The sequence below is a fragment of the Christensenella hongkongensis genome (assembly GCF_000981035.1).
Classification (GTDB): Bacteria; Bacillota; Clostridia; order Christensenellales; family Christensenellaceae; genus Christensenella; species Christensenella hongkongensis.
In genome coordinates, this window is record NZ_LAYJ01000078.1 from 79,543 (window position 1) to 104,544 (window position 25,002).

Consider the following 25,002-nt stretch of genomic DNA (forward strand, 5'->3'; position numbering starts at 1 on the left):
AGGAGCATTTTCAAATGACCTTATTTAAATCATTTAAGCATAAAAAAATTGATACCGCGAACGCTGCGGTTGCCTTTGTGGATTACGAATACTGGTTTTATTCATACGAAAAACTGTATGGTATTAAGCCCGATCTTCAACAATGGCAGGAAGATATATCGGCACAATACAACGATTTGACGGTCTATTTCTTTGCCGATTTCACAAATACTAAATTGCGTAGTGAAGTTCCGCGTATCAGGGAAATCACGAATCATATCATCGAAACTCAAAATACAGGCTATATAGTAAAAAAAGACATTACTGACTTTATTATTCTTGATTACATTTATCAAGCGGCATTAGGGGCTGAATCGCCTGATAACTTTATCATTTTCACTGGAGATGCTCATTTTCAATCTGCCGTCAAATTTTTGCGATATAAGTGTAAAAAGAACGTTTTGGTATTTGGTGTAAAATTATCCTTTAGTAAGCAGCTAAAGGCGGTTGCAAGCGAATTTATTGAAATGCCTACAATACCTCTTGAGAAAAAAAGATATTATAAGCTAATTATCTCTCATTTTGATTATATTGCGAAGCATCCCGAAAAAGATATAAGTACAACCTTCAAGAATACAGTCCGTATTGTCGCGTCGAGGAATAACTTGCCCGAAGAACATATTGAAATCGCCTTATCTGAATTGATTCGCGTATCCAGTAACCCTTCCGGATTCGTGATATTTACTTTCAGACTCTCGTTTTCTTTTTGCTTCTCCAACGCTTCTTTCAAATTCGCCATGCTCTAACCCCTCCTTACTTATATCAATCTTGAATATTCTGGACAAGCGGCGGTCACGTATCTTATGCCCGTCCTTGTCGATAAAAACAATATATTTCCGGCGGTCTGTCCACTGCACTTCAAAGCCCTGTTCCTTCATATTTTGAATAAACACCTGTCGGCTTAAAGCTGTAGATTTTGCCTGAACGATTGCTTTCATCGTATCAAATACCCAACTTTGGTAAGTGCCTTGCACCGCCTTTTCAATCGCCTTATACATCCCCATATCAAACGTCGTGATTTCGCTATTCTTTTGGCAGATGGATTTCCCGTGTTCCTGTACAATCCTGTCGGACAAATCCTTTAATTCCTGCAATTTTGCTTTGGAATAGCGGAATTTATATCCATGCTCAAAGCTGACGGAATTGACGATCCAATGCGTATGGATATGGTCTTTGTCCTTGTGGGTGGCAAAGCATACTTCATAACCGCGAAACATGGGGCTGCGGGTGATAAGCTCGTAGGCAATTTGATTCGCTTCTTCTACCGTTATATTTTCCTCCTTTGGAAAGCTCTGTATAAAATGCTTATACTGCCTGCCCCCCGTTTTACGCCACGCCCGTTTTGTCGCTTTCATATCGTCAATCGCTGTTGCAGGATTACAGTTGTACCCACCGACCAGACGCCGCTCAGTTTTTTCATGCTTCATGATGTAGTTGATCGCTTTGGCGATACTGGCCTTTGAATTGACTGCTTTTATGATTGCCATTCACACATCAACTCCTTCAGCGCAGAATACATCTGCGACAGCTCCGGCGAACAGTCCGTTATCAATCCGGCGTTCACATGATAGGCGATCTGATTGACGTTGTTCCCAATCGCTTTCAATTCCTTCACTACTTCAAGCCCACCTTCCTTTACATGGATTTCTTTTCCGAGCAATGAGCGCAGAGCGTATTCCCGAAGCGATAAGCCCGACCTCTTGACTTTCGCCCTGATTGCCGCAAGCTCCCTGTCCGATACCCTGATACTGACGCAATGTTTCCTGCTGCGGTTTGCCATGTTCCACCTTCCTTTGGTTTCGCTCATGGGGGTTCAAAGGGGGTTCCCCCCTTTGCAAGCGTCCAAGTGGCGTGCCACTTGGGGAGCTTGCCTTCCTCTGTACGATACGSAGCAGGAATACCGCCACAAGGCGGTATTCCTGTCTGCTGTATCGTTCGGGGAAGTGGGCGCTTATCCGGCCTTGCCGCTGTTTGCGTCGATCCACTTTATAAACTGCTCCTTTCCTACGATCAGCCGCTTTCCGATGTGCAGGGTTGGGAAACCGTACGAGTGCATCAGTTCATATGCTCCCGTTCTGGAAATGCCTAACGCCTGCGCCACCATATCGGCAGTCAATGTTACGGGTAGTTCCTCGTATGATGTTTGCGTCTGCTTCATGCGTTCCTCCTTATTCTGTTTTCAATGTGCGATAGTGCGTAAACCGTGGATATTCCACCTCCTTCCACCAAACAATATTTATTAAATATAAATATTGTCTTGCATTTTATCATACTACAAGCAAATACAATATGTCAATATATATCCATAAATATATTGTCTTTTTTTATCTTTTATATATTGACATATATGGCCGGACAATTTATAATTGTATTATTAAATTGTCTGGAGGTTCTACAATGCAGATTTTAACCGAAATGTTGTTTACATTGGACTATGAACAGTTTACAGAAAAGCGAATCTGCCGTTATGTTGAGGACGCAAATCCGGAATATCGGGAAACGCAAAACGATATCCTCCAAAATTTCACATACGGTACTATGTTACTTGACCTTGCGGAAACAGATGCGCAGGTTTTTGAGCGTATTTCGCTCCCCGCTGCCGCTCTGCTTACAAGCATGAACATTCAGGAAGCGGAAGCCGTAAAAGACGAACTAAAAGCATTGGCAAAGACTACAAAGCCGTTGCTCACCGTACTTCCCGATCTGTTCAGTGTATACCGTGAAAAGAGTTTGCGGGTGGTAGATGCCTTGCTCCGGCAGAAGGAATGGAACAAGCAATCCGTCTTAGAGGGCTTCAAAGACATATTTTTAAACGCCCATGTCATTTCAACCTATATTGAACAAGTAAAAACCTTGCTGAATGCGAATGTGTTTGCGGATAAGATATATGGGCAGAAAGCGACGGCTGATATACGCATGGATATGATCTATCATTTGTTGGGCGCACATGACGAACATGTCAATGAGTCATTTCATGCCCCGAAAAGCAAAGTTGAAGCGGCTGATAATAACGGCGGGATTTCTGTAAAAGTACCCTTTGACCTTATGGCTCCCTCGGATTATTCTTTCCTGCACGATGCGGAAATCAGCCAAAAGCTAATGATCGCGCTTGAGGAAGATATGCGCCGTCTGGAATTTTATATCCGTGCAGACGATACCCTGCAAAGCGTCATAGTAGCATACATTAAGGATATGATCGAGCAGAAAGTTGTCATTCGGAAATGTAAGCATTGTGGACGTTATTTTGTGGCACAAGGCCGAACGGTTTACTGTGAACGCACCATAGACGCGCAAGGTAATACCTGCCGGCAAATAGGGGCAATGGCGCAGTACACGCAGAATCTGGACAGATCGCCGGAGAAAAAAGCGTATAGGCAAGCTTACAAAAACAATTTTGCGAAAATGAAGAAAGGCGCTCTTTCCGAAGCTGATTTTGAACGGTGGAAAGAGGAAGCGAAGAAGCTAAGAAAAGATGTAGAAAGTGGCGGGATGCAGGCAGAAGCATTCCTCGACTGGCTCAAATATGGGGAGTGATTGTATGGTAATGAAAGATAATACGGAAAACCGCAGGACAAAAAGGAGCGCGCAAGGTGGCGGTACGATGCGCAAGCGCGCAGACGGTATATGGGAAGGCCGCTACACCGTAGGACGCGATCCTGGCACTGGTAAACAGATTCAGAAGTCTGTCTATGCCAAAACGCAGAAAGAAGTGCGGAAAAAGTTACAACAGGCCACAACTGCTATTGATGACGGCATGTATATTGAGCCGTCTAAAATGACCGTAAAGCAATGGCTTGATATCTGGTATAAGGAATACACGGGACAGCTAAAACCGCGTACGAGAACGGAATATAAGGCGCAGATTGACAATCATATTTCAACAGCGCTCGGAGCGGTCAAGTTACAGGCTTTGAACGCGCACATAATACAGTCCTTTTATAACAAGCTGCATCACGGCACAAAGGACAAGAAGGGGTTATCCCCTAAGACGGTCAAGAACGTACACGGAATCCTTCACAGGGCGTTAGAACAGGCTGTAGAGATCGGATATATCAAGTATAACGCCGCCAACGCCTGTAAGCTCCCGCGTATCACTAAAGCAGAGATACAACCACTTGACGATATGGGGATAGCGGAATTTCTGAACGCGATTGAGGGCAATCGGTTTGAACGAGTGTTCACAGTTGGCGTTTTCACAGGCTTACGACAATCAGAAATTCTGGGGCTAACGTGGGATTGCATCGATTTCAAAAAGGGAACGATTTATGTTTATAGGCAGTTGCAACGGCTTGGTAAAAAAGATTATGCCTTCGGTTCGCTTAAAAACAACAAATCAAGAACGTTATCCCCTGCACCTGAAGTAATGAAAATTTTGCGTAAGCAGGATATAGACCAAAAGAAATGGAAACTTAAAGCAGGTACGGCATGGGAACCGTGGCAAAATGAGCAGCTTGTGTTTACCAATGAGTTGGGTGGGCATTTGCTTCATCAGACGGTATACAAGAATTTCAAGCGTATTATGACAAAGATTGGAAAGCCTGATACTAGGTTCCACGATCTGCGTCATACATATGCTGTGGCATCCATAGAAGCTGGTGACGATATTAAGACAATACAGGAAAACCTCGGGCACCATGCGGCGGCATTTACGCTTGACACCTACGGACATGTTACGGAAACAATGAAAAAGGACAGTTCGCAGAGGATGCAAAACTACATAAATTCTGTAAAGGGTAAATTGGAACGCAAACCATGAAAACAATGTAAAAAAAGTGGGCGGCAAGGAATTGCCCACTTTCTTTACATTGTTTTTTCGTTTATGGTGCGCTCATAAAAAATCAATATAACAAAAAAATCATTTAAGTAATTCTTTTTTTATCGCTTTAAGTTTTTCTATATCTTTATCAATGCTGTTCACTGCACATTCAATACAAAAGTATTCTTGTGTTCTACCATCTTTAAGCTTCAATCGTTTATCATCTTTATAGATAGTATGTTTTGGATTATGTTGGCAAGAATGTTTACGAGCACATATATCAACCGAAATACTCTTTAAGAATGATTTTATCTTAGCCATGAAAATACTCCTCACGTATCTCCTTAGTTAACCTATCTAAGCTATCTATTGCACAGTCAATTTGTTCCTGATTCATTTCACTTCTTGAGCCTATATCAGTACCAGTCAAATCGGCAATTTTTTTATCAAAAGCTGACTTGATTACAATAAAATTGGTCTTTCCCAAATGTTGTATATCTAATTTTTTGCCTTGAGGATTTACTCCTTCTGATTTTAATATAGCACCTGTTGCATTCTTGACTAATTCATCAAGTTTTTTTCGATCTGATTGACGTTGTCGAACTTTAGAAACTCGTATAGGTTTGTGTTGTTCGAAAGCGGTCTTATAGATATCTGGATAGAAATTTTTATCCAGTAATAACTCAAATGCTTTTCTCACTTCCTCATCTTCAAGCAAAGGAATTTCTTCGACAGTAATATTGTTTTGACCTAATATTTTTACTTGATTGGGGGAACGAGGATTGTAACCTTCTTCTGGTACAATTGATATTTCATTAGCATCGGCAAAATCTAATTCTTCAAGAGGCAATAACTCCTCAAAAAACTCCTGATCCGCTTGACTAAATTCTTGAAAATCTTCCCAGCGTTGCGCAATGTTTGCACCTGCATGGAATACAACTGTTCCTTGATTTTGAACGCTTTTAGGATTATTTTGTTCAATAACACGCATAATTCTCCCAACAAATTGAACAAACGGAGATAGGTTTTTAAAAATACTGAAAACAGCAGCAACGCTCAAATATGGATGATCGAAGCCTTCACCTAACTTTCGAACTTGTACTATCACATCTAATTCGTTATTATTAAGTTTCTCCATCACACGATCATTTGACGCACTATCTTCTCTTGAATGAATATAATCAGCTTTTAATCCGCGAGCTACATACGCATTTTTAATTTGAATACAATGCTTATAATTTAATGCCGATGCAATAATTTTATGCTTACTACTATTTGTAGCATTACGAATTTTATACAGTTCTCGAATAGAAGCGTCTACAATTGTATCAAGTGTTTCCTTAGAAGTTACGATGCTTTTACGAAAATCTGCATCCTCTTCACCAAGACGACGAACCTCTTCGAGTGCAACTTCTATTTCTTGACCATCTTCTTCTCGGACATACTTTAGAGTAGCTGGATTCAAAACGATAGCTTTTAATTTTTTTACATATCCTTTTTTTATTGCATCACAGACAGGATAAGTATAGAGTATTTCCCCTGACATTCTTTGCCCATCTGCCCGCATTGGTGTGGCACTAAGATTTACAATTTTTGCATCAGTAAATTTCTCTCGCAAATTTTCCCAACTCGAAGCAACATTGTGATGTGCCTCATCAAAAATGATCAGATCAAAAAAATCCGCTTCCAATGATGATAGCCAACGATTATTATCACCCTGTAGTTGCTGAATATTTGTTATCACAACGTCTGCATTATTCAAGTCATCTCTATTTACAGTTGTTCCTCTGATTTCAACAGCTTCAGGAAAAGGATCACTATCCAAAATAGAACACTTTAAGTAGAACATCTGAGGATTTGACATATCAAAATCACTAAATAATTGATCTGCTATCTTTACATTTGGAGCAACCACCAAGGTCCTTCGTGATTTTATTGCAAAAGGTAAAAGTGTGATTAATCCCGATTTTCCGCAACCAACAGGTAAAACAATCCCAACTTCGCGATTTTCACGATTACTATTATCTGTATAATACTCTTTGACGCTATCGTATGCCTCATACTGAGGTACTCTTAAAAAAGCATGATTAATATTTGGTATTTGCAGACTAAAAACACACTCGTTCATATTGTCCCCTTTATTATTTATTGAAAATATTTTATTTATTTAATTATAGCCTGATTTTCCTACCAATGCAATGTATTGAATAAATCATGATGCAAAACTACATAAATTCTGTAAAGGGTAAATTAAAGGGTAAACGATAAAAAATGGGCAAAGAAAAAACCTGATAAGCCGCATGGTTATCAGGTTTTTTCTTTGGTCGGGGTGACAGGATTTGAACCTGCGACCTCTTCGTCCCGAACGAAGCGCGCTACCAAGCTGCGCTACACCCCGATTTGGAGCCAATGAGCGGACTCGAACCGCTGACCTGCGCATTACGAATGCGCTGCTCTACCAACTGAGCCACATTGGCATCTCAAATCATGCTGACTTATAATATTTTATCAGATTTCCTGTAAAAATCAACCACTTTTTTTAAATTGAAGACAATAAATTACTTTTTCCTGAAATACTGGTAATAAGTGCACTTAATACTGCCATTGTACAGTTTGCGGCGCTTATCTGCTTTTGCCCCATATTTTGCTTCAAAACGATCGTCTGCCGTGATCACGAATACGAGCGTATCATTTAAGGGTAAAAATGCTTTTCCCATTTCGTGGTATAGGTCCGCTACTTCCTTTTCTTCCCCCATGCGGATTGCATACGGAGGATTGGTTATGACAGACGCAGGACGTTCAGGCTGTGAAAAATTCCGCACGTCCTTCTGTGCAAAACGGATATAATGCGCGAGATCCATATTATGCGCGTGCTCCCTAGCAAGATCAAGCGTCTTACGGTTAATGTCGCTTGCATAAATCTGCATTTCCGGCTCTCTGATGAGCGTTTTTGCGTATTCCTTCATTTCAGAGAACACTTTGCGGAAGTTATTGTCATAGCCCTGCGCGTCAAAACGCCTTTTAATGCCGGGAGCCATATTGCTTGCCATCATTGCAGCTTCAATCGCGATTGTTCCGCTGCCGCAAAGCGGATCATAAAACTCCCTCGTACGCCACCGCGATATCATGATGAGCGCTGCCGCAAGCGTTTCCTTGAGTGGAGCTTGTGCGTTTTTCAGGCGGTAGCCCCGCCTGTTAAGGCCCGCACCGCTCGTATTAAGCGCAATGGTGGCAATATCCTTAAAAATATTCACATAAATATTGAACATACTGCCATTTTCTTCAAATCGTTCCTGCGAATACACCCGCTGCATCGCGCGAACTACAGCCTTCTTTGTAATTGCCTGTACGTCTGAAACGCTTCCCAGTGCTGATTTTACAGCATTTCCATCAACGGGAAAGCGGGCGTCCGACGGCATAATATCCCCAAACGGAATCGCCGCAACGCCCTCAAAAAGCTCGTCAAAGGTCACTGCCTTAAATTCTTTGAGCACAATATATACCCGGTCTGCCGTGCGCAGAAAAATATTGGCTTTTGCCACGCCCGTCTCATCTGCATCAAAGTAAACGCGTGCATCCTGCGCCATAACGTTTTCAAAGCCCATGTCCTTCAGTTCGTTCGCGAGGATTCCTTCTATTCCAAACGCACATGATGCGTAACACCTGTAATTCAATACGAATTTCCCCCTTATGGTTTCAGTTCAGTATAACATACATTACTCGGTATTTACAGATTGGCGTACAAAGAATCGAACCAGCTATTTTTCAGAGCAAAATATTTTCCTCTCATTTTGGGATATCAACTGCTTTTGAAACATCTCTTTCATAATTCATTGCATAAAGGCGGCAAAACCCTCTCATCTTTCAAGCAGATAATCTTCTCAGCATACGGAATTCCCGCCATTACGGATCGTAGATCATTAATTTCAGACTGCTTCGGTTTTTCCTATAATTTTCTTATTGAATCACAGATCGATATACCGTACTTCTTTGATCTCGCAAAATTTTTGAATGACCGGCTTGTAATCACCATAACCCACCATCCAGTGATGCCCAATCCCATGATTCATTATTTTTTGGTTGATTTGTGTAATCGGCGTTCTATGCCGAACTTTGACAGGATTGCCCGGGAATTCCATTCCGCAGCGCACTGCCTCCCCCCCAATCGTAGAAATCCGGAATTTATCGCCATGCCCGACAAAATTAAGCAGAGTAACTTCTCCCGGGAGTGCGGTAAACAGACAACAGCAACCTCTTTTTGCCAAACGCACGGGCGCAATGTTTATTTCTCCGTCCGCAATCGAAAAACCGGAAGATCCACAATGGGAATAAAGTATCGTATTATCACGCTCATCAAGTGAAAGAAGATCTGTATTATTCACCGGCCTGCCACTCAATTCATACAACATTTGCATAGCAAGCGAATTGGTCACATCTCCCTCACAAGCACACATTACGCCTTCCTCAGCCAATAAGGAATATCCCAGGCAGACTTTTCCCATATATTTTGTATAGCACTTTACCGCCATACAATTAAGGTCATACTTATCCACGAGTTCCCTGAGCCCTAGATAATACTTTGCCGATTCTACCAAATCCTGTTCCGTTGAACTCAACTGATATCCCCGCTTTTGCAGCATCCCGACGACCTCTCGCGCGGCAGAATCATCTGCCTCACATACTGCGTCGGTCATCTCCTGTTCGTCGATGTTAATGACTCGTGCTCCTAATTTTTGTTTGATTGCAAATTCGTCATAGGCAATTTCCGTCATTCCTTTCACTCGGCCGCCAATAGCTCCCGTCTTCATCCTGCCCATTTTGTTTGCAAGCGCATAGGCCGTCGCAATCTGTTTTACCTTCTGTGCGGATTCTCTGCATTCCGCCGCCCCATAAACAAATTCGTACCGCTTTCCGATTTCCGTAAAAACCGCGCCAATCTGATGTGCACAGCATAATGATCCTGTTTCACAATGAGGCAGTGCGCGGATGATCATCGGCAGATCACGGAACACAAGCAAATCCAGCAAATGATGGTCCTCGCTCCATGTCGCAACACAAACCAAAACCACATCGAAATCCAGCAGATTAAGCTGCTTTTCCGCACACATCACTGTTTCATAGTCGCTCAAAACAATTCCCGTCCTGATGCACCGGACTCCCGTCTTTTCGATTGCTTCCGCTGTTTGTTCAAGCCATTCCCCGGCGTGTTCAAAGCCTACTTCAAACGGATGAGCCAAGCCTATTGCCGCTATCTTAACTTCCATATTATTCCTCTTCCTTCCAGATGTTCCATTTTTCGCAATGCGTTGCCGTTTTGCCTCCGGCTAAACGGTATACCGGCGATAATGTTTCCATTTCAAGCATATGGTCACATATGAACGTTTCGTAACACATTCCCCCGTCAGGATATTGTTTCCCGGGTATCCGGGCCGCAGTCTTTGCAAAAACAATTCCCCGGTTCCTGTACTCATATCGTGCCCCAGAATCGGATAAACCGATTTTATATTTTCTCTTCCCCTTACATTGCCGCAGTTCTATACAGTCATTGTGATACGTTACGCGTGTGTCTCCTAAATTTGTATAGTCCCATGCCGTGATGCCCAGCCTTGGCCCCCACGGCACAGGGCCCTGCGGCAATCGAATTTTTTCGGTTCCGCCTGCCGCCATACAGCTGATCGCCCAAAGGGATAGTTCCTGCGTCTGCCGTGAATCATTTGTAATTTTGTGTGTTACCTCTACCTCCGCATCATCAGAAAAGCGTAAGGATATTTCTTTTTTTATCCCCAGCCACGGGTCCGTCCTCTGGCTTATATCAACCTCGTTTTCTGCAACCTCAATCTTAACCGGCTGATTATCCGGATAATAATCTCGTTCACTTTCCGGACTGATCCATAAACGGTGTCCCCCATAGATTCTCCATCCGGTTTCCGTTGTCAGCTCTGCCATGTCTTCCGGTTGCTCAAAAAACACATTACCCCCGTCACAAAGTGCGTATGATAAAATTCGTATTCCAAACCCGCAGGCCGCAATGATTTCAACCTTGCTGTTCGTAACGAACAGGCACTCTCCAAAATGCTTATACGGGGCTTTTTTGGCACGAATCATGGTAACAACCGCTCAGCTCTTACGCGGAACGCATCATTTGCTGCCACGAATCCTTCGGCATATTTTACACCGCACTGGATTCCACGGTAGCGTGAGCTAATCACAAAGTTCTCAAAAAAATCCACATCCTCTTTTCCCAACGCTTCCGTATAATTATCCTTCATCCACTGATGCTGGCTCTTGTGCTCATAGCACATTGCCATTTTGACATCCATAACTTCTGTGATATCCACATATTCTGTTGGTATAAAGCCCATTCCATTGACCGGCTCCCAGTAAAAGATCGTTGGAATCCTGTCATAGGGCGGATGTTCGGTCTTAATTTTTCCTACCGGTATCATGACTGCGATATCATTAATTATTTTACTGGTGAGCTCGTGGTCCGGATTGTAATCTACCGGATTATGTGTTAATATCACGTCTGCTTTACAGCGCCTTACTAAATTGATAAATGCAAGACGTGCCGACCTGTCCTCAAAAAACATTTCATCATCGTAATCGAGACAAATATATTCCGCGCCAATATGTGCCGCTGAATTTGAAGCTTCCTGTTTTCTGATTTTTGCTATTTCTTCCATAGAAAGCGTTGCGGAACCGACGTTCCCATTGGTAGCCGTGGCCATGAATACCTTATGTCCTGCTCTGCTATATTTTGCCAGCGTTCCCGCCGCATAGCTTTCAATATCGTCGGGATGCGCGCCGATCGCCAATATATTCATTTCTTTCCTCCTGTTACTTCTTGCAGGGGGCGGTATCAGACGCCCCCATATGCCCAAACCTCATTCAGCCAATTTTCCACCTTTGAATGACTGCTGTCACACGTCCCCCCTCTTCGTTGATTATTTCATAATCCCCAAAAGCAGCAGGAATAACGAGCGTTTGAAAACGGTCACACTCCGCAGACAAACCTTTATCCTCTTTCGAAACTACCCTGACCTTCTCTCCCACGGTCAAAGTAAACATATGCATAAATTTACCTTGCGTGGAATATTCACCTTTGGTCCAAAGATGTATCCTTTCCACATGGTAAGGCATAGACGGAATTGTGGAATATCTGTCAATATAATAATCTTTCGTCCACTCTATAACCGACGGACGGGCAAGCAAATGATCTTTTACCCATGATTCCCGCCGGTTTTTCTCCATATTCACAGCATGATCCAGGTGCATTTTCAGGGGATTCCCTGTCATCTCCTTTTTGTCGTCATCCCATGAATTGCGCGCAAAGTCGTATTCAAAGAAGGAATACTCCGTGCCATTAATACTGGGATTCGTATCCATTTCAAGTACCATTTGATTTCCACCATGTCCGTGCATCGTTCCCGGTGGAATCAGATATAAATCTCCTTCACGACTTTGCCAGTTTGAGATGAATTCTTTCCAATCCTCAATCACTTCGATATTGTCAGATTCCTTGCATTTCCTTTCCCATGCCTCAATATCTGCCTCATCGTCAAATCCCATCCATGTATTCGCGCCCTCGTAAGCTTCCGCGATATAATAGGTTTCATACCTTCCCAGCGGTTCGTCAAAGTGTTCTTCAACATACTTGCTGCTCGGATGGATATGTAGCGGCATACTGATGCGTTCTGCAGGCTGTGGCGTCGGGTGATATCCATCATCCAGCCAAATATCAAGGGGAAATAAGCCCGGGTACCGTTTGTCAATATATTCTCCAACCAGCTTTTCTCCCTGGCTCATCAGGTTGAGTACCGGCATTGAAATGCTCCGTTCGCCGCCAAAGTCGATCAATATCCTCAACTCCGGGCCCGCAATTTTATTCCAGGCGTTATTTTCCAGTCCTTCCACCTCGTAATCAAGGTCCAAAAAGCGGTATGCGCCCCACGGTCCCGGTGAAAAAATCTTCACCTCATGTATTGGGTACCGAACTGTTGTCCTGATCATTTCATCATATGCCTCTTTTGGTATAAGCACTAATTCGTCTTCATTGTAATTTTCCACATAATAGTCCATATGAGAAAACACATATTTTTTCTGGCGGTCCAACATATAAAAATCAGAATAATTGTATTCCTTCCAATTATAATCGCCAGTTGGTTCAACAGTTCCAAATGTGCACAGTTTTCCCATCCACATATCCCATTGCACCTTTTGGTGTGTGTTGTCGACGTAACAAATCAGATCAATCTGGTTTTCCCATAGCCGGGAAGCTGCACCAACTCCATACACGATTTTGATGCCAGGGGCATGCAGCTTTTCTTTGAGTTCGTTCACCTTTTCTACATCGAAAATATCCTCGATCACACCCGTTTTATTGACCTTCCCAAATCCAGGATCTTCCGTCACATAGGGTGCGTTATACGCAATAATATCTTCCCTGCTTTTAAAAACGGACTGTACCGGCAGAATCTTTACCCGCTTTGATGGAAGCGCCGTTTTCAGCGCCTGTGCGATTTTCTCATAATTGATTCCGTACCATCCGTCGATTGCTATCACAGTATCCGGCTGATCCGAGCATTCGGCAGCTAGCTTGGCAATGGATTTCTCCCAACCAAATATTACTGATTTCTTTGCTTGTTCGCTGATCACAATCTTGTTTTCTGCATTTTTTGTTGATTCATAAACTGGCATAATATCCTCCTTGTTCGGCTGTGCCGATTTTTAGACTTTACTGTTTCGGTTCTCCATATATTTATCGCTTACTATAATCAATATCAGTATCACCCCTTTGATCAGCTGTTGGATATTTGCATACAGGCTGAACATAGTCATGGCATTAAAGATCGTACTCATGAGTATAACACCGCATAAGGTACGCAACGCGCCCCCTCTCCCGCCTGAAAATGCCGTTCCCCCGACGATCACCATAGGGATAATAGAGAGCGGTGCATCCAATGCCAGGTTTCCTGAAGCACTGAAGGTACGCGTCATCATTACAAGTCCTCCCACGGCTGCACAAACTCCCTGTATGACATATACGCTCCATAAGTGTGTTCTTACATTGAGCCCCATGTTGTCCGCCGCGCTGATGTTTCCGCCGATAATGTAAAGATTTCTTCCATAACGGGTTTTCACCAGTACAAACTGGGCGGCTACCGCGATCGCTACAAAAAAGAAAAAGACGACCGGGATGCTGAAAAATTCCACTTTGCTGATTGCCATGAGTGTAGTGTCATTCACCGAAACAGGTGCTGAATCGGTAATAGTCAATGCAATACCTTTATATACAAGCTGCATCGTCATCGATACGATGAACGGCTGCAGGCGAAAAAACGAAACAAAGAATCCTGTTACTGCACCGCAGGCACATCCCAAAATCAAAGCAATAATTGCTGACACCGCGAAACCATATACCGGAAGCAACATCATGAATACGCAGGCTGTCAGAGCCATGACAGAACCCATCGAAATATCCAGTTGCCCACACAGCATTACGAACGTCAGGCCAATCGCCGCAATCCCGTAGGCTGCCATGGAATCAAACAGCCCAAATATATTCGCAGGAGTAAAGAAGTATGGGCTTATCAGGCTCATCGCGATAAATACTCCGACCGCTATAATCGGTATCCTGTTTTTACTTATTAATGTTTTAGCCGTTTCCATATGCTACCTCCTTTTTAGCTTGTCCAAGCAGATTGCAAGCAGAAGCACCAGACCTTTAACGATATATTGCACAACAGATTCGACACCAAGAAGATTAAGTATGTTGGTAATCAATCCATAAATCAATACTCCGATAAATACCTGTGTCATACCGCCTTTGCCGTCAATCAGTGAATTTCCGCCAATCAATGTTGCAATCGCAGCATCAAAATCAGCTCCTGTTCCCGAGCGTGGTGAAGCTGCCGTCGTACGTGCAGTCATTACGATCGCCGCCACCGCCGCAAGCATTCCTGCGAGTGTAAACGCAATAATCTTCATTTTATTTACATCTACGCCAGCAAGAAAGGCCGAATGTTTGTTTGCACCACTGTAAAGTAAATTTCTTCCAAATTTTGTTTTCTTGATAGCGATTTGTACGATAATCATGATACCAATCCACAAAAGTGCCGCAACCGGAAATCCGCCAACGCTTCCCTGCCCTAAAGCCTTATACCATGGTGCGCCTGATCCGTACAAATCATATCCGTTGCAATAGGTCAACGCCAAGCTCGTGCCAACCAATGACGTCCCTAAGGTAATTAGGAACGCTTCACCGGATTCCCCGCGCGTTATCTTCATCAGTATACCGTTGAGCAGGCCCATTCCGGCACCAGCAGCAAGCGCGGTGATCATCCCAACCACAGTGGAACCACTGCTTGCTTCGATCCCCACACACAGTACTCCTGCCAGCGAAAGAGTCGATCCGATTGACAAGTCGAATCCGCCAACCAAAAACGTCAGAGTAAAACCTATTGCCATAATGCCATTTACCGAGATACGATTGAATAAATTGGTAATATTATCCCAAGTGAAAAAATCTTGCGTCATGACCGCCCCTGCTATAACCAGCGCGAGTAATATAATCAGGCTGGTATTATCTTTCATCCAATTCAGAACACCATAAGGTCTCGATAAATCCCTTTCCTCGATTGCTCTTGTAAATCCTTTCATACCCCTTCTCCTTAAAGCGCGTATTGCATGACGTCTACTGCACTTATGGCGTTTCCATTCAATTCCGCTACAATCTCATTATTTTTCATGACCAATACACGGTCGCTCATTCCAAGCACCTCCGGCAATTCCGATGAAATGATAATAATTGCTTTTCCTTGCCTTGCCATTTGGTTAATAATCTCATATATTTCCAGCTTTGCTCCTACATCAATACCACGCGTAGGCTCATCCATGATGATAATATCTGAATCCGCATTCATCCATTTTGCAACAACCACCTTTTGTTGATTTCCTCCGGACAAATACAATACCTTTTGATTTCGCGAAGGCGTTTTGATATTGACTAACCTGATATACTTATCAGCCAATTTATTTTCTAATTTCCTGTTCAGGAATCCGCCCTTTTCGCATACATCCAGATTCGCCATTTCGATATTACGCAGCACACTGTAATCGAGCGTCAACCCCTCTACCTTACGGTCTTCCGTAATGAAAGCAAGCCCTTCCTTTTTTGCGTCACGCGGATTGTTGATGCGCACCTTTTTTCCATCGACATAAATATCTCCACCGGATATATAATCTACGCCAAACAGAGCACGCATAGTTTCAGTCCTCCCCGAGCCCACAAGGCCTGCAATTCCGAGTACCTCCCCTTTGTGTAAAACGAAACTCACTTTTGTATTGCAACCTTTTTGCTGCAGGTTTTCCACACGCAGAATTTCCTCTCCGATTTGATGCGTTCTTTTGGGAAATGTTTGATCTACCTGCCGTCCAACCATCATTTCTACAATTTTATCCTGGCTTAATTCGTCAATAGGCCGTGTGGCAATCATTTGCCCGTCACGCATAATGCTTGAAGAATCACAAATTTCAAACACTTCTTCCAAACGGTGAGAAATGTAGATGACCGCAACATCCTTCTTCTTTAAATCACGAATGATTTCGAATAGCTTTTTCAGTTCGCTCTGCGTCAACGTTGCGGAAGGCTCGTCCATCAGGATCAGCCGTGCATTATAGCTTAGTGCCTTTGCGATCTCCACCATTTGTTTTCCCGCAATACTGAGCGTGCCAACTTCCGTTCTCGGGTCTGCATCGAAACCAATCCGCTCCAATAACTCCTTTGCCCTTGCATAAATTTGTTTCCAGTTGACCAATTTTCCCTTTTCACTTAGCCGGCCAGCGAAAATATTTTCAGCGATGGACAATCCGTCAACCAGATTCAGCTCCTGAAAGATAATGCTGATACCCATTTCAGCCGCTACTACGGGACTGGTGATCTCAACCTGCCTGCCGTCGATCAAAATCTCACCTGAATCCATTTTGTAATTTCCATTCAAAATCTTCATCAACGTGGACTTGCCAGCTCCATTTTCACCCAGAAGTGCCCGCACTTCGCCCTTTGATACTTTCATCGACACCTGGTCCAGGGCTTTGACTCCCGGGAACGACTTACTTATGTTTTTTATTTCAAAAAAAGCACTTTCCATAGCATTCCTCCATTTTGGGCAGGACCGGTTTCCCGGCCCTGCCAGTAACCTGCTTTAAAATGGCGCAGTATCCACATTCTCTTTTGTAACGAGTTCAAAATTCACAGTGTTGATCCTGTCCGGTTCTTTTCCGTCTGCAATTTCCTTAAATACTTTCATATCTCCCTGCGCAAAGAAAGCCGGCGGATAAGAAATTGTGAAAAGGAACTTGCCTTCTTTGATCGCAGGAATGCTGCTTTCATAGAAACCCTGCGAAGCAATCTTGATCTGATCCTGCTTGCCGGCGGCCTCAATCGCCTCGGCAACGCCCCAAGACATACTGTCGTCCTGAACCAGAAATGCTTTCAAATCAGGATTCGATGTGATGATATCTTCTGCTGCGGCCATCGCTTTCTGACGATCCCAATCGCAAAAAACTTCCTGTACGATTTCGATTCCCGGATATTTTTCTAAGACTTCCCTCATTCCTTCGGACCGCAGGCGTGCATTATCCGCACCTGTCAGACCGCCAATCAAAGCGACTTTACCTTCCTCGCCTTCCATCTCGATGTAGGTTTCCGCTTCCAGCATCCCCACTTCTTTTTGTGCGAAATTAACCTGGTATATTTTGTCTTTGAGCGGGTCCTCTTCTCCCTGGCCATATGCGTTGACAACGATCACGCCCGCGTCCGCCGCTTTTTCAAGAGACGGGTTCAGCGCTGCGTTATCAACTGGCTGGATCGTAATAAAATCAAAGCCTTGGGCAACTGCTGAATTTACCATATTGATTTGCTGATTCACATCCTGCGCCGCGTCAAAGGTTTCAATGGTCCATCCGTATTCATCCGCTAATTTTTTCATTTCATCCATTTTTAATTGATTCCATTCATTGTACTCTGCGACAATGTTTGCAATCCTCTTGCCCCCTCCGGAAACGCTTTGAGCCGATGTGGATTCTTCTGCCACCGCATCGGACGCCGTCCCCTCGTCCGTACCCGTCTGCTGCGTCGCGGCGGGTGCCGCACATCCGGCAAGGAGCACGAAGGCCATAACAACACAAACAACTACCATTAATGACTTTTTCATTTTTTCCTCCTGTATATTGTTTATTTTTATCGGGCGATATCGCCTGCCCAAAATTAAGTCGAATTTATTATTTAGTTTATATTTGAGAAACGTTTCTGATTTTAATAAAATGTTAGTAATTTTTAGTTATTTCCTGAATTAAACTCAGTATAAATCCATTTTTTCATATAGTCAATAGGTTTTTTAAAACTAATTTTTTCTAATTTTTTCTGGATATAATCAAGCTCGCTCTTGACTTTCGCAGTATTCAGCAGTATTATACTAAATATATAGACACTAAATTAGTTTGCCGACAACGAGGTCGAGGGGTACGCCATATGAATCGTAAAAAGGTAACAACAAAAGACATTGCAATCGCAGCAGGGGTATCCCCCACAGCCGTATCTTTTGCACTTAACGGAAAAGAAGGCATCAGCAATGAAACCCGGCATTTTATACTTGAGACAGCAGAAAAAATCGGCTATAAAAATGTGAAGGCTGCAAAAAAGAGCTTAAACATCGCATTGCTTTTTCGCAGTGATTTGCATGATTTGGATCAACTTTTTTACACCGAGTTAAATTCGAGTATGGTAGCTTCCTGCAGGGAGCTACCATACAACTTGATTATGACGTCCGTTTACCGTACGGACAATAATATTGCTTTTTCCGATATTCTTCATTCCGGCCTTGTCGATGGTATCATTGTGTATGGCGATCTGGAAATCGATGTTTTAAATGAATTGAAAAATCTGCATATCCCTTTTGTTATTTTGGACAGCAGCAGAATCAACGACACCAACTATGCAGTGAGAGTCGATTATAAGACCGCAGCCTATAAGGCTGCGTGTCATTTGATCAATTTGGGGCACCGCGATATTGCTTACATTGGAAACAACAATAAAAGCCTTTATGATTTTAATCTGCTCACATTCAGCGGATTCCAGAAAGCAACTTCCGAAAACGATATTGCCCTCAGTACAAACCGCATACAGCTTGAGGTGACGGATAAGAAAAGCCTGCACCTTTGTATTGATAAAGCACTTCAGGGGAGCAATAAACCAACGGCGATCTTTTGTGCTACCGATTATTATGGCATACTCGCGATCCGCTACCTGCACTCCATCGGGATCAGAGTACCTGATGACATTTCCGTCATCGGGATTGACGACATTGCCGTTTCACAATACATGATTCCTTCGCTTACGACTGTAAAAATCGACCGCGAAGAAATCGGCCGCTGCGGCTTTGAACTGATTCAAAAGCTGATCAGCGGTACTCCTTGCGAAAGCATACAATTAGATTCTTACGACGTGATTATTCGCGAGAGCGTTTCTTCCCCACGAAAATAAAAGCAGGATGTATTGTACCCCAAAAACGTGTTATAGCACATATCTTGAAATTATGATTCATGATCCGGCAACTGGTTGATTTGAGTCTCGACACCGCCGCTTATTTTATTCATCACGAGCCCGTTGATCACAAGCTTGAACGTGCATTTCAAAAATGCCGCGCTCTTTTCACACATCTTCATCCGTCCGAGGTAAATCTGCAAAAACTCCATTGGCGTTGCGTAGTCCTTCATTTTAAGTTCAAAGGTAATTTGATTCTTTGACTGGGAAACACGCACATCCGTCTCATAAATCGAAAGGTTCACCCTGTCGTGGATATCGTCAAGATCCCTGCGCTTTACCCTCTTTTTATAGGCGTCAACCTTATCTGCAATAATAAGCGCTGCAGAAATATCGCTGACAGGCGTGCCTGTCTCTTCATCATGTGCGCCTACAGCCGAACAGATATCGCACACGTCCTCCAGCTCCATCCCCACGCGCTGAAGCTCGTCGAACAGGATAGACGCTCCCGTGAGCGAGTGCATTTTCCTGTTGATCATATTTCCAACGTCATGCGTCCATCCGGCAATCCTCGCAAGGTCTATCCGTTCCTGTGGAAATCCAAGCTTTTCCAGTATTTCTCCGGCAATCCTGCTCACATACCCCACGTGGCGCGGGCCATGATCTGTATATCCAAGGGTTTCAAGGCAATTATTCGCCTGTTCTACCATAATACGTATCCTGGGATTATTGATGATCTCTTCTACTGTTATTTTTCCCATTCCTATTCCCCTCCAACCACGTTCATGATCTCCATCACCATAACGGAAAGCCTGTTTACATCCGCATCAAACAACGCCGCTATTTTTTTCGGTTCCCTGGGCGTTTCGTTCAGGTAAAGCGCTGTGAAAGCAATCGCAGCGGCAAATTCCCTGATCTCCTGCAAAAATTTGCCAGCCTCGCCTTTTTCTGCAAACTCTTGCAGCAGCGTTACCGCCTTGCCTGCAAGTTGCTCGGAAAATTCCTGGCTGACCACTGTCACGATCAAGTCAAAAAGCTGGTCAAATTTTTCCGTTTCGCTGCCTTCCACGCCATCAAGGATACCAACTTTCACCTCTACAATGTTCCCGTTAAAGTATGCAACGTAGGGTTCCTGCGCGCGCATTCTTTTCAGCAACACAAAAATCTCATTTTTGATGTCGTCCGGCTGGTTCCTGCGCAGGATGTATCTCCTGAAAATCTTTTCCGTTTTTTCGTCTTCAAAGCTGCCGATAATTTTAACGACCGCGCGCTTGATAAAATCGTCCCCATATTCCAATCCCCATAAAAGGATATCATTGAGTTTTTTATCAGTTTGCCACAGCCCGTTGAATTCCTGCTCCGGAAGCTTCATACTGTTATTAAGATACTGAATACGCTCCTTTGCCTCCGCAGGCGGGACTTGGAACACATATCCAAGCTCTTCAAATTCCTTTTTCCCTTCCATTACGGCCTTGATATATCCGATATAATAGGCAGCCACACTGTCATAGGGATCGAGTTTTACAATATCGGAAAGATACTTGACCGCTTCCGGGTACCGTCCCAGATTGTAGCTTGCCATTGCGGCACAAAACAGAACCTTATCATCATATGGCGAAGTAGCAAGGATATTGGTCAAATATCTCATTGCCTCTTCGTGCTCTTTGATCTCGCAATATGTGATCGCAATCTTATAAAGATCGTCATAGCTTCCGTTATTCTGCTTGACGGCCTGATCCACAAAGCCACGCGTTCCCTGTTCGTTTTTTTCGTGCAAAAACATTGCCATATTACAGTTCGCGTGCACATTATTTGGTTCGATCTCCAAAACCTGCCGTGTAATTTCCACTGCTTCATCAAACTTTTTCAGGCAATAATATGATAGGGCCAGGTTGTTTTTTGCAAAAAGCAGGTCAGGATTATCCGTTTCCACCTTTTCAAGTACCTCCGCGGCTTTCTGGTACTCACAATTATCAAGGTAGCTCTTCCCTTCCTGCGCGAGCTGCTGCTGCAGCTGCTCTGCCGCGTCGCCGATTGGGTATTCCTCTTCTTCTTCAAAATCAGCAAAAAGCATCAGGAATTCTTCGACTTCCTCCTGGAATTCGCCCTCCGGATCAAGCGCAAGATATTTTTCAAAGCTCTCCTGAGCCTTTTCAAGGTCGTTTAATCCAAGAAAATTACAGCCCATTCCAAAATAACAGTCGCTGCGTCCCTCTTTTTTCCGCATCAATAATTCAAACAGGACACTGTTTGATTCTTCGTATTTCGACAGCTCTGTTAATATTTCAGCGAGCTTCATCCTGTATTCCGTATTCCGGTCGTCCTTATCCACCGCTTTACGCATCATAGATAACGCTCCCAGATAATTCATGTTTTCCATCATTTTGAGGCCTGACTGGTAATAAAACTCGGCAGGCCGTTCAAAACTTACAATTTTTACGTTTTCGTTCTTCATTCCTATTCCTTTGTTGCGTGCTCGAGAAGCCTGCCAAGGTCATCCGAAGAAAAATCATATTTTTTATTGCAGAACCTGCATACGATTTCAGCCCCGGCGTCCTCTTTGATCATATCTTCAATTTCCTTTTTCCCTAAAGAGAGCACAACCTCTTCCAGCCTGTCTTTGGAGCAATCGCACTTCCAAAGCGGTTGCTCGTGCTCGAGCATTTGCAGCTCCATTCCTTCAAACACCTGTTCCAAAGCGCCGTCAAGGCCTTTTGAGAACATATAGATTGCAAAATTTGCGATTTCTCCCGTACGTTTCTCCACTGCTGCAAGCGATTCCTCACTGCACCCCGGCATTGGGCGGATGATGATTCCGCCTGCATTTACGATACTCATATCTGTTTCGAGCCATGTATTGACATATACGATAGAGGGCTGTTGTTCTGACACCAGAAAATAATTTGCGATATCTTCGCCGATCTCTCCTGAAATCACGGGCGTCTTCCCTATGTACGGTTCTTTGAGCCCTAAATCTTCCACCACAGTTACGAATCCGTCTTTTCCAACCGCTCCCGCAACGTCGATCGCGCCTTTTTCATTCGCAGCGATGTTAACCGCCGGATTTGCAACATAGCCCTTCATGTGCAACCTTGCGTTACCCACCGCCATAATCGTGCCTGCAGGGCCTCCGCCATTGATCATCAGCGTGAGCCTGTCATTCCTGTTTTTAAGCATAGACGCCATCATCGTCGCCGCCGCAAGCGTGCGCCCAAGGGCAATCGTTGCCGCAGGCATCGTATTATGTATCTTCCGCGCCTCTTCTACCATACGGCTGACATCGCACGCACAGACAGATATTTCTTTATTTAACATTGCTTTTACTAAAACATCGCTCATCTTTTCATTGTACCTTTCCTGCTACAAACTGTATTCTCTCTTCCTGCCTATGGGGAATATCGCATGTCATAAAACCATATTGATTGATTTGTGAAAAGCCCGCTTCGTAAAGCAGCTCTTCCAATTCATCCTGTTCCCAGGCACGTTGTTTGTGCATCTCATCATAACGTTTATAAACCTCGCCCTGGCGCAGAAACATGGTAAGCTCCATGGTTACTGTTTTTTTCCCTTCGTCATAGCTGTTCTGCCAGAAATAGGTCTGTTCGTCGCCGTCATCGTAATAGAACTCGTTCCCCAGAACCTCTTTTATTTTATAGGCGGAGCTGATATCAAACAAAAACGCACCGCCATTCTTCAAATTTCCATATACGCCTTTAAAAAAGTCACGCATATCATCCTCTTCAAGCAGGTAGTTTACTCCGTCGCACGCACACACCACGGCGTCCGCCTTCTTGTTTAGCAGGAACCCACGCATATCAGCGCACGCATAGCTTACCTTCAACGCCTTTTTGCGCGTCTTTTCCTGTGCGATAAAAAGCATATCCTCCGCAATATCCACTGCTGTCATACGAAATCCGTTTTCCGCAAGCGGCAGCGTTATATTTCCTGTCCCGCATGCGTACTCCAGCAGGTTCGCACCTTCCCTTATTCCGCGGGCGTTTAAGATACTCATAAGATATTCCGCCCATCCGGCGTAGGAAACATCATACATCAACGCGTCATAAATCCCTGCAAGAGCGCTGTATTGCTCACTCAAAATCAGTTACCCTCAAAAAATATTCTACACCATTTAACAATACTTGTTCGTTAAAGTTGAACCTGCTTGAATGCAGCGGTTCCGCATCGTCTGCTTCCGCAATCCCCATAAAGGTATAAAGTCCGGGGATTTGCCGCTGGAAATTAGAAAAATCCTCAGACAGCATCACAGGCTCCACCACCACAAATTCCGCTTCGTCAAATTTTGCTTTTGTCCTGTCATATAACGCTGCGTCATTTACCACGGCGGGATAAGTCATTGACTCTATATATTCGCTCTTCACCTGATACATCATGTCAAGGCCTTCGAGCATCTCGGTAAGTCGGCGCTGAATGGTTTGCGTAACCTCCGGCTCAAATGTCCGAATCGTTCCCTCCAGCCTTACGTCTTCGCAGATCACATTCCTTGTCTGCCCGCCTTCGATCCTTCCAATCGTGATTACGCCCGTTTTGTAGGGATCTACGTTCCTTGAAATGATCGTCTGGATGCCCATTACAAGCTGTGCCGCCGCAATAAGCGCGTCCCTGCCGTTATGCGGCTTTGCCCCGTGGCTGCCACGCCCTTTGATATTAATATTAAGATCGCACATGCGCGCCATAATCGGTCCTGCCTTGCATCCGGCTACCCCTGCCGGCAAATACGGCCACAAATGAATGCCATAAATTTCATCCACATCCGGGTTTTTAAGCGCGCCCTCCTCAACCATAGGCTGCGCCCCTCCCGTCGTTTCCTCCGCAGGCTGGAACAGGAACACATAGTTATATTTGAGCCTGTCGCTGGCGCCACTGATAATTTTTGCACAGATAAGCGCAATCGCCATATGTCCGTCATGTCCGCACGCGTGCATCATGTTTTCACACTGCGAACGGTAAGAAACATCGTTATATTCCGGCACGGGCAGAGCGTCGATATCCGCACGGATCGCAACCGTCTTTGCCGGATGTTTTGCAAGGAAAACTGCTTTGATTCCCGTTTTCGCAACGACCTCCAACTGATCGGGCCGAAGGCGTTTTAAATAGTTCATCAGGTATTCCGATGTTTTATATTCCTCAAACGAATACTCAGGCACCCTGTGCAGTTCCCTGCGTATTTCCGTAATCTCGCCAAGATATTGCCTTAAAGACTCCCTTACCTTCATTCCTGCGGTACTTCCTTTTCCACTTTTTTAATCTAGTATCAATATACCGTTTTTACTGTTGTTTCGCAAGTATTTCACATGGAAAACTATTTACATGGCTTCTGCTTTGCGGTATAATGACTTAAGAACAGACAGAGGAGCGTTACAGTATGAGTATCGCGGCATGATAAAGTCTTTCGGCGAGACGGTTGTATGCTGCGGGAAAGGGCTTAACGCCGAAGAATTTTGTGCACGCCGGGCATGAGCTTCTGGGGGTACGGTCAATAGCCGTATCACTGTCACCGTCATTTGGCGGTGTTGCGCTGCTGCGACTTTCATCTGAGAAGATTTAAAGAACGGCGCGCGTGTGCCGTTCTTTTTTGCACATAGCCCCCTATTTCCTCAGCTATGGATAAAAAACGGTTTTCCGTTTTAAATATTTTAAGTACCGT

Annotated in this window: 23 protein-coding genes, 2 tRNA genes and 1 riboswitch; of the genes, 4 read left to right on the plus strand and 21 right to left on the minus strand. The window is 44.1% G+C overall.

Annotated elements, in window-relative coordinates; all coding sequences use genetic code 11:
- Window positions 1–14: 14 nt before the first annotated feature.
- Entirely contained in the window at window positions 15–785 is a 771-nt protein-coding gene (locus tag CHK_RS16055) for an NYN domain-containing protein (RefSeq protein WP_046443022.1), read from the plus strand.
- Here the strand turns inward: CHK_RS16055 and CHK_RS05465 are convergent.
- From CHK_RS05465 to CHK_RS05475, 3 genes are all read right to left on the minus strand, one after another.
- On the minus strand, window positions 672–1,526 hold the full coding sequence (locus CHK_RS05465) for a relaxase/mobilization nuclease domain-containing protein (protein WP_052740380.1): 855 nt from the start codon (window positions 1,524–1,526) through the stop codon (window positions 672–674). The two genes, CHK_RS16055 and CHK_RS05465, sit on opposite strands and share 114 nt — an antisense overlap.
- A complete protein-coding gene (locus tag CHK_RS05470) occupies window positions 1,514–1,846 on the minus strand; it encodes a plasmid mobilization protein (protein WP_082103418.1) in 333 nt (110 codons plus the stop codon). The genes CHK_RS05465 and CHK_RS05470 overlap by 13 nt, the downstream gene beginning before the upstream one ends.
- Before the next feature lie 144 nt (window positions 1,847–1,990).
- On the minus strand, window positions 1,991–2,197 hold the full coding sequence (locus CHK_RS05475; RefSeq protein ID WP_046443023.1) for a helix-turn-helix domain-containing protein: 207 nt from the start codon (window positions 2,195–2,197) through the stop codon (window positions 1,991–1,993).
- A gap of 239 nt (window positions 2,198–2,436) precedes the next feature.
- Between CHK_RS05475 and CHK_RS05480 the strand changes: the two genes are divergently transcribed.
- Both CHK_RS05480 and CHK_RS05485 read left to right on the plus strand, forming a co-directional pair.
- The gene (locus CHK_RS05480) at window positions 2,437–3,573 is read left to right on the plus strand and encodes a DUF6076 domain-containing protein (protein WP_046443024.1); all 1,137 of its coding nucleotides are present in this window, start codon (window positions 2,437–2,439) and stop codon (window positions 3,571–3,573) included.
- A gap of 4 nt (window positions 3,574–3,577) precedes the next feature.
- On the plus strand, window positions 3,578–4,795 hold the full coding sequence (locus CHK_RS05485) for a tyrosine-type recombinase/integrase (RefSeq protein WP_235843837.1): 1,218 nt from the start codon (window positions 3,578–3,580) through the stop codon (window positions 4,793–4,795).
- 99 nt (window positions 4,796–4,894) lie between these two features.
- Here CHK_RS05485 and CHK_RS05490 read toward each other — a convergent pair whose 3' ends face one another.
- The 13 genes from CHK_RS05490 to CHK_RS05550 all read right to left on the minus strand — a co-directional run bounded on the left by CHK_RS05490 (window position 4,895) and on the right by CHK_RS05550 (window position 18,009).
- Complete coding sequence (locus CHK_RS05490; protein WP_046443025.1) at window positions 4,895–5,116, minus strand: hypothetical protein; 222 nt, start codon at window positions 5,114–5,116, stop codon at window positions 4,895–4,897.
- Complete coding sequence (locus tag CHK_RS05495; protein ID WP_046443026.1) at window positions 5,109–6,923, minus strand: DEAD/DEAH box helicase; 1,815 nt, start codon at window positions 6,921–6,923, stop codon at window positions 5,109–5,111. Before CHK_RS05495 ends, CHK_RS05490 begins: the two co-directional genes overlap by 8 nt.
- Before the next feature lie 193 nt (window positions 6,924–7,116).
- Window positions 7,117–7,193: transfer RNA gene (locus CHK_RS05500), tRNA-Pro, on the minus strand.
- 3 nt (window positions 7,194–7,196) lie between these two features.
- Window positions 7,197–7,272 (minus strand) — tRNA-Thr (locus tag CHK_RS05505).
- Window positions 7,273–7,353: 81 nt separating this feature from the next.
- On the minus strand, window positions 7,354–8,469 hold the full coding sequence (locus CHK_RS05510; protein ID WP_046443027.1) for a THUMP domain-containing class I SAM-dependent RNA methyltransferase: 1,116 nt from the start codon (window positions 8,467–8,469) through the stop codon (window positions 7,354–7,356).
- Window positions 8,470–8,760: 291 nt separating this feature from the next.
- On the minus strand, window positions 8,761–10,059 hold the full coding sequence (locus CHK_RS05515; protein WP_046443028.1) for a hypothetical protein: 1,299 nt from the start codon (window positions 10,057–10,059) through the stop codon (window positions 8,761–8,763).
- A 1-nt stretch (window position 10,060) separates the two neighbouring features.
- Complete coding sequence (locus CHK_RS05520) at window positions 10,061–10,900, minus strand: hypothetical protein (RefSeq protein ID WP_046443029.1); 840 nt, start codon at window positions 10,898–10,900, stop codon at window positions 10,061–10,063.
- Window positions 10,897–11,619, minus strand: a complete 723-nt coding sequence (locus CHK_RS05525) for a PIG-L deacetylase family protein (RefSeq protein ID WP_046443030.1) — start codon at window positions 11,617–11,619, stop codon at window positions 10,897–10,899. The genes CHK_RS05520 and CHK_RS05525 overlap by 4 nt, the downstream gene beginning before the upstream one ends.
- Before the next feature lie 64 nt (window positions 11,620–11,683).
- Window positions 11,684–13,492, minus strand: coding sequence for a hypothetical protein (locus tag CHK_RS05530; protein WP_046443031.1), 1,809 nt, complete (start codon window positions 13,490–13,492; stop codon window positions 11,684–11,686).
- A 30-nt stretch (window positions 13,493–13,522) separates the two neighbouring features.
- Window positions 13,523–14,464 carry an ABC transporter permease gene (locus CHK_RS05535; protein ID WP_046443032.1) on the minus strand — a complete coding sequence of 314 codons (942 nt, stop codon included), beginning with the start codon at window positions 14,462–14,464 and terminating at the stop codon, window positions 13,523–13,525.
- Between the two features lie 3 nt (window positions 14,465–14,467).
- A complete protein-coding gene (locus CHK_RS05540) occupies window positions 14,468–15,454 on the minus strand; it encodes an ABC transporter permease (protein ID WP_046443033.1) in 987 nt (328 codons plus the stop codon).
- 11 nt (window positions 15,455–15,465) lie between these two features.
- The gene (locus CHK_RS05545) at window positions 15,466–16,944 is read right to left on the minus strand and encodes a sugar ABC transporter ATP-binding protein (RefSeq protein ID WP_046443034.1); all 1,479 of its coding nucleotides are present in this window, start codon (window positions 16,942–16,944) and stop codon (window positions 15,466–15,468) included.
- 54 nt (window positions 16,945–16,998) lie between these two features.
- The gene (locus CHK_RS05550) at window positions 16,999–18,009 is read right to left on the minus strand and encodes a sugar ABC transporter substrate-binding protein (protein WP_046443035.1); all 1,011 of its coding nucleotides are present in this window, start codon (window positions 18,007–18,009) and stop codon (window positions 16,999–17,001) included.
- Window positions 18,010–18,326: 317 nt separating this feature from the next.
- Here CHK_RS05550 and CHK_RS05555 point away from each other — a divergent pair, with 317 nt between their 5' ends.
- On the plus strand, window positions 18,327–19,337 hold the full coding sequence (locus CHK_RS05555) for a LacI family DNA-binding transcriptional regulator (RefSeq protein ID WP_046443036.1): 1,011 nt from the start codon (window positions 18,327–18,329) through the stop codon (window positions 19,335–19,337).
- A 50-nt stretch (window positions 19,338–19,387) separates the two neighbouring features.
- Here CHK_RS05555 and CHK_RS05560 read toward each other — a convergent pair whose 3' ends face one another.
- Genes CHK_RS05560 through CHK_RS05580 form a run of 5 tightly spaced genes read right to left on the minus strand, consistent with a single transcriptional unit; the run spans window position 19,388 to window position 24,571 of the window.
- Window positions 19,388–20,098: an HD domain-containing protein gene (locus CHK_RS05560; protein ID WP_046443037.1), complete on the minus strand. Its 711-nt coding sequence runs from the start codon at window positions 20,096–20,098 to the stop codon at window positions 19,388–19,390.
- 2 nt (window positions 20,099–20,100) lie between these two features.
- On the minus strand, window positions 20,101–21,792 hold the full coding sequence (locus CHK_RS05565) for a tetratricopeptide repeat protein (RefSeq protein WP_046443038.1): 1,692 nt from the start codon (window positions 21,790–21,792) through the stop codon (window positions 20,101–20,103).
- A 2-nt stretch (window positions 21,793–21,794) separates the two neighbouring features.
- Window positions 21,795–22,676 (minus strand): Hsp33 family molecular chaperone HslO, encoded by an 882-nt coding sequence (gene hslO / locus CHK_RS05570; protein WP_046443039.1) that lies wholly within the window; start codon window positions 22,674–22,676, stop codon window positions 21,795–21,797.
- Between the two features lie 4 nt (window positions 22,677–22,680).
- The gene (locus CHK_RS05575; RefSeq protein ID WP_046443040.1) at window positions 22,681–23,433 is read right to left on the minus strand and encodes a class I SAM-dependent DNA methyltransferase; all 753 of its coding nucleotides are present in this window, start codon (window positions 23,431–23,433) and stop codon (window positions 22,681–22,683) included.
- Complete coding sequence (locus CHK_RS05580) at window positions 23,426–24,571, minus strand: M20 metallopeptidase family protein (protein WP_046443041.1); 1,146 nt, start codon at window positions 24,569–24,571, stop codon at window positions 23,426–23,428. The genes CHK_RS05575 and CHK_RS05580 overlap by 8 nt, the downstream gene beginning before the upstream one ends.
- 124 nt (window positions 24,572–24,695) lie before the next feature.
- Window positions 24,696–24,884: riboswitch (Lysine riboswitch) on the plus strand.
- Window positions 24,885–25,002 lie beyond the last annotated feature (118 nt).

Bases quoted from the DNA above. Each gene is read 5' to 3' on its own strand.
- CHK_RS16055 (WP_046443022.1), top strand. From the start codon at position 15: ATGACCTTATTTAAATCATTTAAGCATAAAAAAATTGATACCGCGAAC.
- CHK_RS05465 (WP_052740380.1), bottom strand. From the start codon at position 1,526: ATGGCAATCATAAAAGCAGTCAATTCAAAGGCCAGTATCGCCAAAGCG.
- CHK_RS05470 (WP_082103418.1), bottom strand. From the start codon at position 1,846: ATGAGCGAAACCAAAGGAAGGTGGAACATGGCAAACCGCAGCAGGAAA.
- CHK_RS05475 (WP_046443023.1), bottom strand. From the start codon at position 2,197: ATGAAGCAGACGCAAACATCATACGAGGAACTACCCGTAACATTGACT.
- CHK_RS05480 (WP_046443024.1), top strand. From the start codon at position 2,437: ATGCAGATTTTAACCGAAATGTTGTTTACATTGGACTATGAACAGTTT.
- CHK_RS05485 (WP_235843837.1), top strand. From the start codon at position 3,578: ATGGTAATGAAAGATAATACGGAAAACCGCAGGACAAAAAGGAGCGCG.
- CHK_RS05490 (WP_046443025.1), bottom strand. From the start codon at position 5,116: ATGGCTAAGATAAAATCATTCTTAAAGAGTATTTCGGTTGATATATGT.
- CHK_RS05495 (WP_046443026.1), bottom strand. From the start codon at position 6,923: ATGAACGAGTGTGTTTTTAGTCTGCAAATACCAAATATTAATCATGCT.
- CHK_RS05515 (WP_046443028.1), bottom strand. From the start codon at position 10,059: ATGGAAGTTAAGATAGCGGCAATAGGCTTGGCTCATCCGTTTGAAGTA.
- CHK_RS05520 (WP_046443029.1), bottom strand. From the start codon at position 10,900: ATGATTCGTGCCAAAAAAGCCCCGTATAAGCATTTTGGAGAGTGCCTG.
- CHK_RS05525 (WP_046443030.1), bottom strand. From the start codon at position 11,619: ATGAATATATTGGCGATCGGCGCGCATCCCGACGATATTGAAAGCTAT.
- CHK_RS05530 (WP_046443031.1), bottom strand. From the start codon at position 13,492: ATGCCAGTTTATGAATCAACAAAAAATGCAGAAAACAAGATTGTGATC.
- CHK_RS05535 (WP_046443032.1), bottom strand. From the start codon at position 14,464: ATGGAAACGGCTAAAACATTAATAAGTAAAAACAGGATACCGATTATA.
- CHK_RS05540 (WP_046443033.1), bottom strand. From the start codon at position 15,454: ATGAAAGGATTTACAAGAGCAATCGAGGAAAGGGATTTATCGAGACCT.
- CHK_RS05545 (WP_046443034.1), bottom strand. From the start codon at position 16,944: ATGGAAAGTGCTTTTTTTGAAATAAAAAACATAAGTAAGTCGTTCCCG.
- CHK_RS05550 (WP_046443035.1), bottom strand. From the start codon at position 18,009: ATGAAAAAGTCATTAATGGTAGTTGTTTGTGTTGTTATGGCCTTCGTG.
- CHK_RS05555 (WP_046443036.1), top strand. From the start codon at position 18,327: ATGAATCGTAAAAAGGTAACAACAAAAGACATTGCAATCGCAGCAGGG.
- CHK_RS05560 (WP_046443037.1), bottom strand. From the start codon at position 20,098: ATGGGAAAAATAACAGTAGAAGAGATCATCAATAATCCCAGGATACGT.
- CHK_RS05565 (WP_046443038.1), bottom strand. From the start codon at position 21,792: ATGAAGAACGAAAACGTAAAAATTGTAAGTTTTGAACGGCCTGCCGAG.
- hslO (WP_046443039.1), bottom strand. From the start codon at position 22,676: ATGAGCGATGTTTTAGTAAAAGCAATGTTAAATAAAGAAATATCTGTC.
- CHK_RS05580 (WP_046443041.1), bottom strand. From the start codon at position 24,571: ATGAAGGTAAGGGAGTCTTTAAGGCAATATCTTGGCGAGATTACGGAA.